At 57.3% G+C, this 9,179-nt stretch carries 8 protein-coding genes and 1 pseudogene; 6 read left to right on the plus strand and 3 right to left on the minus strand.

Annotated elements, in window-relative coordinates; translation table 11 throughout:
- Positions 1-276: 276 nt before the first annotated feature.
- Positions 277-468 carry a hypothetical protein gene (locus tag RMS03_RS00010; protein WP_310625078.1) on the plus strand — a complete coding sequence of 64 codons (192 nt, stop codon included), beginning with the start codon at positions 277-279 and terminating at the stop codon, positions 466-468.
- A gap of 154 nt (positions 469-622) precedes the next feature.
- The gene (locus RMS03_RS00015; protein WP_310625079.1) at positions 623-1,666 is read left to right on the plus strand and encodes a rod shape-determining protein; all 1,044 of its coding nucleotides are present in this window, start codon (positions 623-625) and stop codon (positions 1,664-1,666) included.
- Between the two features lie 22 nt (positions 1,667-1,688).
- On the opposite strand, the gene RMS03_RS00020 is transcribed toward RMS03_RS00015, so the two are convergent.
- Positions 1,689-2,225 carry a DUF1345 domain-containing protein gene (locus RMS03_RS00020; RefSeq protein ID WP_310625080.1) on the minus strand — a complete coding sequence of 179 codons (537 nt, stop codon included), beginning with the start codon at positions 2,223-2,225 and terminating at the stop codon, positions 1,689-1,691.
- Between the two features lie 248 nt (positions 2,226-2,473).
- On the opposite strand from RMS03_RS00020, the gene RMS03_RS00025 reads away from it, so the two are divergent.
- The 4 genes from RMS03_RS00025 (at position 2,474) to RMS03_RS00040 (ending at position 8,536) form a co-directional block, all read left to right on the plus strand.
- Positions 2,474-2,860, plus strand: coding sequence for a hypothetical protein (locus tag RMS03_RS00025; RefSeq protein ID WP_310625081.1), 387 nt, complete (start codon positions 2,474-2,476; stop codon positions 2,858-2,860).
- Between the two features lie 65 nt (positions 2,861-2,925).
- Positions 2,926-4,050, plus strand: coding sequence for an efflux RND transporter periplasmic adaptor subunit (locus tag RMS03_RS00030; RefSeq protein WP_310625082.1), 1,125 nt, complete (start codon positions 2,926-2,928; stop codon positions 4,048-4,050).
- Complete coding sequence (locus tag RMS03_RS00035; RefSeq protein WP_310625083.1) at positions 4,050-7,169, plus strand: CusA/CzcA family heavy metal efflux RND transporter; 3,120 nt, start codon at positions 4,050-4,052, stop codon at positions 7,167-7,169. The genes RMS03_RS00030 and RMS03_RS00035 overlap by 1 nt, the downstream gene beginning before the upstream one ends.
- Positions 7,166-8,536, plus strand: coding sequence for a TolC family protein (locus RMS03_RS00040; protein WP_310625084.1), 1,371 nt, complete (start codon positions 7,166-7,168; stop codon positions 8,534-8,536). The genes RMS03_RS00035 and RMS03_RS00040 overlap by 4 nt, the downstream gene beginning before the upstream one ends.
- Before the next feature lie 32 nt (positions 8,537-8,568).
- Here RMS03_RS00040 and RMS03_RS00045 read toward each other — a convergent pair whose 3' ends face one another.
- Together RMS03_RS00045 and RMS03_RS00050 are read right to left on the minus strand one after the other, a co-directional pair.
- The gene (locus tag RMS03_RS00045; protein ID WP_310625085.1) at positions 8,569-9,024 is read right to left on the minus strand and encodes a RidA family protein; all 456 of its coding nucleotides are present in this window, start codon (positions 9,022-9,024) and stop codon (positions 8,569-8,571) included.
- A 22-nt stretch (positions 9,025-9,046) separates the two neighbouring features.
- Positions 9,047-9,179 (minus strand): annotated as a pseudogene (locus RMS03_RS00050) (IS30 family transposase); the annotation flags it as partial.

Raw genomic sequence — 9,179 nt, forward strand, 5'->3', positions numbered from 1 at the left:
AAACCGTGACGGATGAGGAATTGACTATGATTGAAAACCGATTGAATCACCGCCCCAGAAAGCGACTAGGATTCAAGACACCTCACGAGGTATTCCATGCCTCGTTAAAGCGTGTTGCACTTCGTCCTTGAATCCGCCTATTTCTAAAATAATTAATGTATATAAATCAATCACTTATTGTTTTAGCCTCACTTTGAGACACGATTTTTTCAAAAATGTGTCCACCGAACTGAAGTCTGATGCGTTGATTCTTCACTAAGTTCTCAGGAGCCTAAATTGGATAAATCAGTTGTTCAGATCGAATCGCCAGATATGGCCGTGGAGCGTCGCTTCAAAATCGTGTCTTCAGAGAAGACTGGCATCAAGGCCACGTTTGACCGTATCCGTGCCCAGCTCGCCCAAGAGGCTGAGCAACGCAGTCGACCTGCTTCACGTATGTATTCTGGTTTCAGAGCTGTCAAAGCTTAAAAGTAAAAAAATATTTTCAAAGGCGTCTTGATGGCGCCTTTTTTATTGATCCTTTTTTATTCAATGGCAAGGGTTAATACACCTGCAAGCGTATGGACGCGGTTGTCCGCGGTCTCGATAATTTCGCGCGACGACTGCTTTACGCGAGGTTATTTTGTTTTCTACATTGACGAAGTTTTTTTCCACCGATATTGCGATTGATCTGGGGACAGCCAATACGCTGATTTACACCAAAGAACACGGCATCGTGCTCGACGAACCTTCGGTGGTTGTGATCAAAAAAGACAGCAAGATGCACGGCAAAACTTCTGTTTTGGCGGTTGGCAATGAAGCCAAGGCCATGCTGGGCCGTGTGCCCGCAGGCATTGAAGCCATTCGTCCGATGAAAGATGGCGTGATTGCCGACTTCACCGTGACCGAGGTGATGCTCAAGCACTTCATCAAACTGGCGCATCCGCAAATGTTTTTCAAGCCCAGTCCACGCATTGTGATTTGTGTGCCTTGTGGCTCCACCCAAGTCGAGCGCCGCGCCATTCGTGAGTCGACCTTGGGGGCAGGCGCTTCGGAGGTGTACTTGATCGAAGAACCGATGGCTGCTGCCATTGGTGCGGGCTTGCCCGTCACAGAGCCCTGCGGCTCGATGGTGGTGGACATTGGCGGCGGCACCACCGAGGTGGGCATTGTGTCCTTGGGCGGTATGGTCTACAAAAACAGCGCACGCATCGGTGGCGACAAGTTTGATGAGGCCATCGTCAACTACATCCGTCGTCACTTTGGCATGTTGATTGGCGAACAAACTGCCGAGCGCATCAAAAAGCAAATCGCCACCGCATTTCCAAACGGGACCGTGAAAGAGATTGAGATCACGGGCCGTAACTTGAGCCAAGGTATTCCGCAAAGTTTCACCATCAGCTCGACCGAAATCTTGGAAGCCTTGACAGGCACCTTGAACAACTTGGTCTCCACCGTGAAGATCGCTTTGGAGCGCACACCACCTGAGTTGAGCTCTGACATTGCCGAGCGCGGCATCATGCTCACTGGTGGCGGCGCTTTGTTGCGTGACTTGGATCGTTTGATCTCCGAGGAAACAGGCCTGCCCGTGTTGGTGGCCGAAGACCCGCTGACCTGTGTGGCGCGTGGCTGCGGCATGGCGCTGGAGCAGTTGCACAGCGTCAGCGGCATCTTCACCGCAGATTGATGCGCAAGGTGTGTGTGTACCTTTAAAACAGCCCTGAAGCGATGTTGATGGTCAACGCCACCACCACGGTGTTGAAGAAGAACGACAACACACTGTGCAGCAAGCCCACGCGGCGCTGTGTGCGGCTGGTAAAACTCACATCTGCTGCTTGACCCGACGTGCCAATCACACACGCGGCATATAAGAAATCGCCGTAATCCGGGGCGTGATCCCCCGGAAACTGCAAGCCACCCGTTTGCTGAATCGACTCTGCCAAGTAGTAGTCGTGGGCATAGTGCAAGGCAAACATGATTTGCGTGAATACCCAAGACGAAAAAATTGTCAGCGCTGCCAAGCCAATGTGCCCATAACGTTCGTTGCCGTGCATGGTTTTGGCGATGACCAACTCTGCCACGATGGCCCCCAAGCAGGCGATGGCCGATATCACCACCATCGCCAACAACATCAAACGTCCATCGTCTTCGCGCACGGCTCGTTTGCGCATGCGTTCATGTGAGCTGCCAAACATCATGTGAAGCGCCAGCGCCAAATAAAGCAGCGCACCGATGTTCCAGCCCACCGTCCATTGCGTGACCGTCGGCCATTGCCAATGGGTCGGAGCGCTGCACTCAGCGCTCCGACCACGATGCTGCTCAGTAGCCGAGGCCGGGTCTTGACCGTGTTGACCAATTCTTGAATTGAAAGCATGCGAACACTCATAAGCAACCATGCTACTTCAAGCGGTACGTCAAGCCGTCATGCATGAGGATTAAGATAGTAGCTGTGCCTACCCCATTCCAATTGATGAAACGACGTTGCTTGCCCCTCATGGCCATCCTCATGGTCTTGCTGGCGCTGGGGCCGTTTTTGCACGCCCATTACGGCAGCTCTCGCTTGCTGGGGTTTCATGTGGACGGGATTGCCCAAGCGCAAGAGGTACGCCACCCCCGTTTTGACCTCGTCAGTGTCAGTCAGGACAGCGAGGAGGAGTCCGCTGCGGTGGGGGTCACCGCTTCGCACGCCCGTCAATCGTTGCAAGACAGTGAGAACGAAACGCCTGCCGATGTGGTCGCCACTGTGGTCGTGGTGTTTGCGGCTGTGTCGCACACCTTTGTTGCGCCATGGCATGGACAAACCAGCGCTTGGCACGCGCCCAGTACCTACGCTTTGGGCTTTCCGCCGCCCGCACACGCGCCTCCCACGTTGACGATTTGATTTTCGATGCCCCCATGTGCACATCTGTGCATTGGGTTTCGGTCGTTTGATTGTTGGAGTTGGCGATGTTCAATCGTTTTATGTTCTTTGTGCGTCACGCATGTGCGTTGACGCTCTTGAGTGCCGCTGTGTGTGGGGCGGCACCAGAACCGTTGGGTGCAAGCGCCGTGCCTGCGCCGTTGTTGCTGCCACTCAATGCCAAGCAGCAAGCCAGCCTCGGGGTGCAAGTGGGCACCGTGCAGCCCGCCACAGGTGGGCCGTTGCTGGTCAGTGCGACGGTGGTCACGCCGCCAGGCAAAACATTCACGGTGTCTGCCCCGTATGCAGGGCAGGTCTCGCGTTTGCGGATCGGCGTGGGCGACTCGGTGAAGTCTGGTGCCGCCTTGGCGCAGTTCACCAGCCCCATGTTGGGGGATGCGCGACGCATGCTCAATGAAGCCGCGCTGGACTACAAAACTGCCAGTGCCGCCGCACAACGCGACCAAGCCATGCTGGACGAGGGCATCATCCCCGCCGTGCGCTTGCAGTTGAGTCGCTCCAAACAAGAGGCCGCACAGGCGCAACTCCAAGCGCGCGAGGCCGAGTTGTTGGCCGCAGGCATGCGCTTTGATGCCAATAGTGGCTACGCCACCGGCACGCTCAAAGCGCCTTTGTCTGGCACGGTGGTGGACGTTTTTGCTGCGGTGGGCCAACGTGTCGAGGCTGGAGCCTTGCTGTTCAAGCTGGCGGACGCTGCCCAGTTGCAGCTCGAGCTGCAACTTTCCTCAGACAAAGCCGCGCAGATACAAGTGGGTGACGAGGTGAGCATCCCCTCGCGCCAAGCCAAAGCACGCATCTTGGGCGTCAGCCGTGCGGTGGAGGCCAACCAATCCGCACGTGCCCGCGCCAGCGTCACCACGCGGGGCAGTTTGCAAGTGGGTGACTTGGTGTCCGCCACCGTCCAGGCCAAAGCTTCTGTGAATGCTGCCAAGCCCGACGCTCACTGGTGGGTGCCTGCGCGCGCCGTGACGCACTGGCGTGGCAAGCCTTGGGTGTTTGTGGCGAATGCCCAAGGTTTTGAAGCGCGTGCGGTGACCGTCGTTTCGTCTTCTGATGAGGTGACCTTGATTGATGTGGCCTTGCCCGTAGGCAGCCAAGTAGCCATCACAGGAATCGCCTCCCTGCGCGCCTTGCTGCAAAAGGACGAGTGATGTTTGAACACCTCATTCGTCTGAGTCTGCGGTTTCGCAGCCTCGCGCTGACCGGTGCTGTACTGCTGTTAGCGGCAGGCATCTATGCGTGGCTCAATTTACCGATTGATGCCTTCCCCGACATCTCGCCCACACAGGCCAAAGTCATCCTCAAAATTCCGGGCATGACCCCTGAAGAGGTCGAGCAGCGGGTCGTCAAACCCATTGAGCAAGAGCTGTTGAGTATTCCTAACAAACGCATCGTGCGCTCGATCTCGAAGTACGGCATTGCCGACATCACCATTGACTTCGACGACGGTGTGGATCTGTACTGGGCACGTCAACAAGTGTCCGAGCGCTTGGGCAGCGTGATGCGCGATCTGCCCGCCAGCGTCAGCGGTGGCTTGGCCCCCATCACCACACCTTTGAGCGAGGTTTACATGTTCACACTGGAAGGTGCTGGCGTGAGTCTGGCGGAAAAACGCCGTGTCCTCGACTGGGTGATTCGCCCAGAGTTGCGCACCATTCCTGGCGTGGCCGAGGTGAACTCACTCGGCGGCGAAGTGCAAACCTTTGAGGTCATCCCCAACACCGCCAAGATGGCCGCCATGGGCGTGAGCATGGGTGACTTGAGACAAGCCTTACTCGCCAACAACAGCAACGATGGCGCTGGCCGCTTGACTGCGGGTGAAGAAGCCTTGGTGGTGCGTGTCGAAGGCGTCATCCAAACTTTGGATGATCTGCGCGTTGTGCGCCTAAGAACCCGAGACAACACCCGCCACAGCACCTATGTGCAACTGGACGATGTGGCCACGGTCACCCAAGGCGCACTCACCCGCTATGGTGCAGTCACCCACGACGGCCAAGGCGAAACCGTTGAAGGCTTAGTGCTGGGCATGCGCGGCGTGAACGCGCGCCAGTTGGTGGACGCGGTCGATGCCAAGTTGCACGACATGGCACTACGGTTGCCCGCAGGGCTAACGGTGAAAACCTTTTACAACCGAGGTGAGTTGGTCACGCGTGCGGCAGACACCGTGATCCACGCCTTGATTGAAGCCGCTGTGTTGGTGTGCATCACCCTGTATGTGTTTTTAGGTGGCATCCGTGCAGCGGTGGTGGTGGCCGTGGCCTTGCCCTTGTCTTTGCTGAGTACCTTTCTGCTGATGCGTGCATTTGGCTTGACTGCCAACTTGATGAGTTTGGGCGGTTTGGCGATTGCGCTGGGCATGCTGGTGGATGCCGCGGTGGTGGTGGTGGAAAACATCGAAACCGCGTTTGCATCCCACGCCGTTGGTCATGGCTTGTCGAAAACTGAAATCTTGCTGAGTGCCGTGTGTCAGGTGGTCAAGCCTGTGGCGTCTGGCGTGCTCATCATTTGCGTGGTGTTCTTGCCCTTGCTCAGTCTTGAAGGCTTAGAGGGCAAGTTGTTTGCGCCCGTGGCCGTGACCATCATCATGGCGTTGGCGTCGTCGCTGTTGTTGGCCTTCAGTGTGATTCCAGCCTTGGCGTCCATGGTGCTCAAAGAAGACGGAGCGCACGAGCCTGTTGTGATGCAAAAAATCCATGCGGTCTATGTGCGCTTGCGCGAGCGCGTGTGGGCCAAGCCGCAGTGGTTGTATGGCGTGTCCGTCGCCTCGCTGGTGGTGGCTGCTGTGCTTTACAGCTTCATCGGTAAAACCTTCATGCCGACCTTGGATGAAGGTGACATCTTGGTGCAGTTGCAAAAGCTGCCGTCGATTTCGCTCGAGTCTTCCTTAGAGATTGACACCCGCGTGCAGCAAGCCATCTTGGCGAACGTGCCCGAGGTCAAAGCCATCGTCGCGCGGGTGGGTTCAGACGAGTTGGGGCTGGACCCCATGGGCTTGAACGAGACCGACACCTTCTTGGTACTCAAACCCAAAAGCGAATGGCGTGGCAACAAAGACGACATCGTTGATGCCTTGCGTGGCGTGCTCGACACCTTCCCCGGCTTGGTCTACGGCTTTACCCAGCCTATTGAAATGCGGGTCTCCGAAATGCTCACCGGCACGCGTGGCGATGTGGCCATCAAAATATTTGGCACAGACCTCGCACACATCAACGAGGCAGCGCACCAAATTGCCGATGCCGTGCGCACCGTCGCAGGGGCGGCCGAAGTCATTGCACCCAAGGCCGAAGGCCTGCAATACGTCTCGGTCCACTTGAACCGCACCACCGTGGGTCAAGCTGGGTTCAGTGTGGAGGCCTTGCAGCAAGCGTTCAAAAACCAAGTCGAGGGCGAGTCGCTGGGTTATGTGCTGCAAAACGGTATGCGCACACCGCTGACCTTGCGCGGCAACGAGGTGACGCGTCACAGCCCCGAAGCTTTCAAGAACTTGCAACTCGCCGCACCAGATGGTCGTGTCTGGGCCGCCAATGCCTTGGCCGACATCCGCTTGGTCGATGGCCCCATCCGTGTGGACCATGAGCAAAGCGTGCGCTTCACCAGCATTCAAGTCTCGGTGGCTGGCCGCGATCTGACCGGCTTTGTCGGCGATGCACAAAAAGCCGTGACCGCATTGAAGCTGCCCGCCGATGTGCGCGTGGTGTGGGGCGGGCAGTTTGAAAACCAGCAACGTGCCGCTGCGCGTTTAGGACTGGTCATTCCTGCGGCCATGGTGTTGATCTTCACCATCTTGGTCTTCACCTTTGGCTCGGCCATTCAGGCGGGCATTATTTTTCTGAACATCCCGTTCGCTTTGGTGGGCGGTGTGATGGCCCTGGGCCTGTCGGGTGAATATTTGTCGGTACCCGCATCGGTGGGCTTCATTGCGCTGCTGGGCATTGCGGTGCTCAATGGCGTGGTCATGGTCACGCACTTCAATGAACGATTGCTCGGTGGCGAGGACATGGCGCAGGTGGTGCGTTTGGGCACCGAGCGACGCTTGCGTCCTGTGTTGATGACCGCCGTCATCACCGCGCTTGGCATGATTCCGTTGCTCTTTGCCACCGGTCCAGGCTCTGAGATTCAGCGCCCACTCGCCATTGTGGTGACGGGTGGTTTGATCAGCTCCACCTTGTTGACCTTGTTGCTGTTGCCCAAATTATTTGAACGCTTGGGTGGGCTAGAGCGCATGCCGTGGCATGCCTTGACGCGCTTCTTGTCTTGGAGAAAGCCATGACACATTCTGTGAACCGTTATCTGGCCGCTTATTTGTTGGCTGTGGCATCGCTGGGGCTCTTCGGGACCGCGCAAGCGCAAACCGGAACCGCGCAAACGCAAACCAACGCGGCGTTGTTGCCTTCTGCTGACACGGCAGTGCTGCCTCAGCTCAACACGGCATTGCGGCCTTATCTACCCGCTGAAGCCGCCGTGAAAGAGGCGCTGCTCAGCAGCCCGCTGATGCAAGCCGCGCGTTCTAGAAAAGAAGCAGGCTCGGCACGTGCCCAAGGCATTGACGCAGGTACCGCTGAGTTCACCTTGCGCAGCACTTCCCAACATCGACGTGCTGTGACGGCGGGTACACGGGTGCATGAGTCGTTGGTCAGCCTTGAGCGACCCGTGCGCTTTTGGGGCAAGCGTGGCATCGACGCCGACTTGGCCGCGCAAACCCAAGCCTTTGCCGACATCGAATACGCCGACGCCATGCACGAAGGTGCGCGTGAGTTGATGCGTTTTTGGTTTGCCTACCTGCGTGCCTTGGCGGACCAAAAGAACGCCACCACCACCCATGAGCTGGCGACCAAGATGCAACGCTTGACGCAAATCCAACTCAAGCAAGGCGAGGTGTCGCAACTCAATGCCGACTTGGCCCATGCCGAGCTAGAGCGCATCACCGCAGCCCGTGCCGTAGCCGATGCGCAGTTAGCCTCGGCGGCCTCGGCCATGACGCGCCGTTACCCTAACTTGGCGTTGCCCACGCCACTGCCCATACCGCTGTTACTGGCGCTGCGCTTGGATGCGTCGCCAGCCTTGCCCGTTTTGTCGGCATCGATGGCCGCCATGCGGCAGATGTTTTTAGAAAAAAACCACGAACTCAACCTGCTGCGTGTGGACGCCCAGCGCTTGCGCTTGGCCGCAGACCGTGCTGCGCGTGACCGTTTACCGGACCCCACAGTGGGCGTGTTCAGTGGGCGTGAACGCGCTGGCAGCGAAACCTTCTCGGGGGTGATGTTCTCCATGCCATTCCCCGGTTCATCACGCTGGCACCACGCCAGCGCTGCGCTGGCCGATGCGCAAGCGGCCAGCGACAAAGTGCAACTGGCCGAGCAGCAACTAGGCGCGATGTTTGAAAGCATGTGGATTCAGTTTCAACACAAACGAACAGCCGCAGACAACTTGAAATCTGCCGCACAACGTCAAGCCTTGGTCGCCGACAAATTCGTCAAAGCCTACACCTTGGGCGAAGGCAGTTTGTCGGAGGTGTTGTTGGTGGCGCGCATGGCCAGCGATAACCTCAACGCCGCCCAGCGCATGCAGCTAGAGGTGGTGGAGTTGCTGGCCTTGATTGAGCTAGACCTGCATCAAATCTGGGATTTTGACGAGTAAGTGGGTCACCCAACGCGTCAAGCGCTAACGCGTCAAATTAGTTCAGCGATCAACTCAATTTCCACACACGCACCCAGCGGCAGTTGCGCCACACCAAAGGCGCTGCGTCCGTGGGCACCTTGGGCACCAAACACTTGACCGATGAGTTCGCTGCATCCATTGGTGACCAAGTGGTGTTCGGTGTAGTCGGGGCTGGAGTTCACCAAGCTCATCACTTTGACGATGCGTTTGATTTTGTTCAGGTCGCCCACCGCAGCGTGCAGCGTGCCCAGCAAATCCACGGCCACCGCACGTGCAGCCAATGCACCTTCCTCCGTTTGCATGGTCTTGCCCAGTTGGCCAACCCACACCTTGCCGTCTTGTTTGGCAATGTGGCCACTCAAAAATACCAAGTTGCCTGTTTGCACAAACGGCACATAGGCCGCAGCAGGCACCGCGACAGGGGGCAGGGTGATGTTCAGGGCTTGGAGTTGGTCGTATACGCTCATTAGAAATTAGTTTTGGGCGGATTCAAGGACGAAGTGCAACACGCTTTAACGAGGCATGAAATACCTCGTGAGGTGTCTTGAATCCTAGTCGCTTTCTGGGGCGGTGATTCAATCGATTTTCAATCATAGTCAATTCCTCATCCGTCACGGTTTCC

The sequence above is a fragment of the Limnohabitans sp. genome (assembly GCF_031538885.1).
Taxonomy (GTDB): domain Bacteria; phylum Pseudomonadota; class Gammaproteobacteria; order Burkholderiales; family Burkholderiaceae_C; genus Limnohabitans.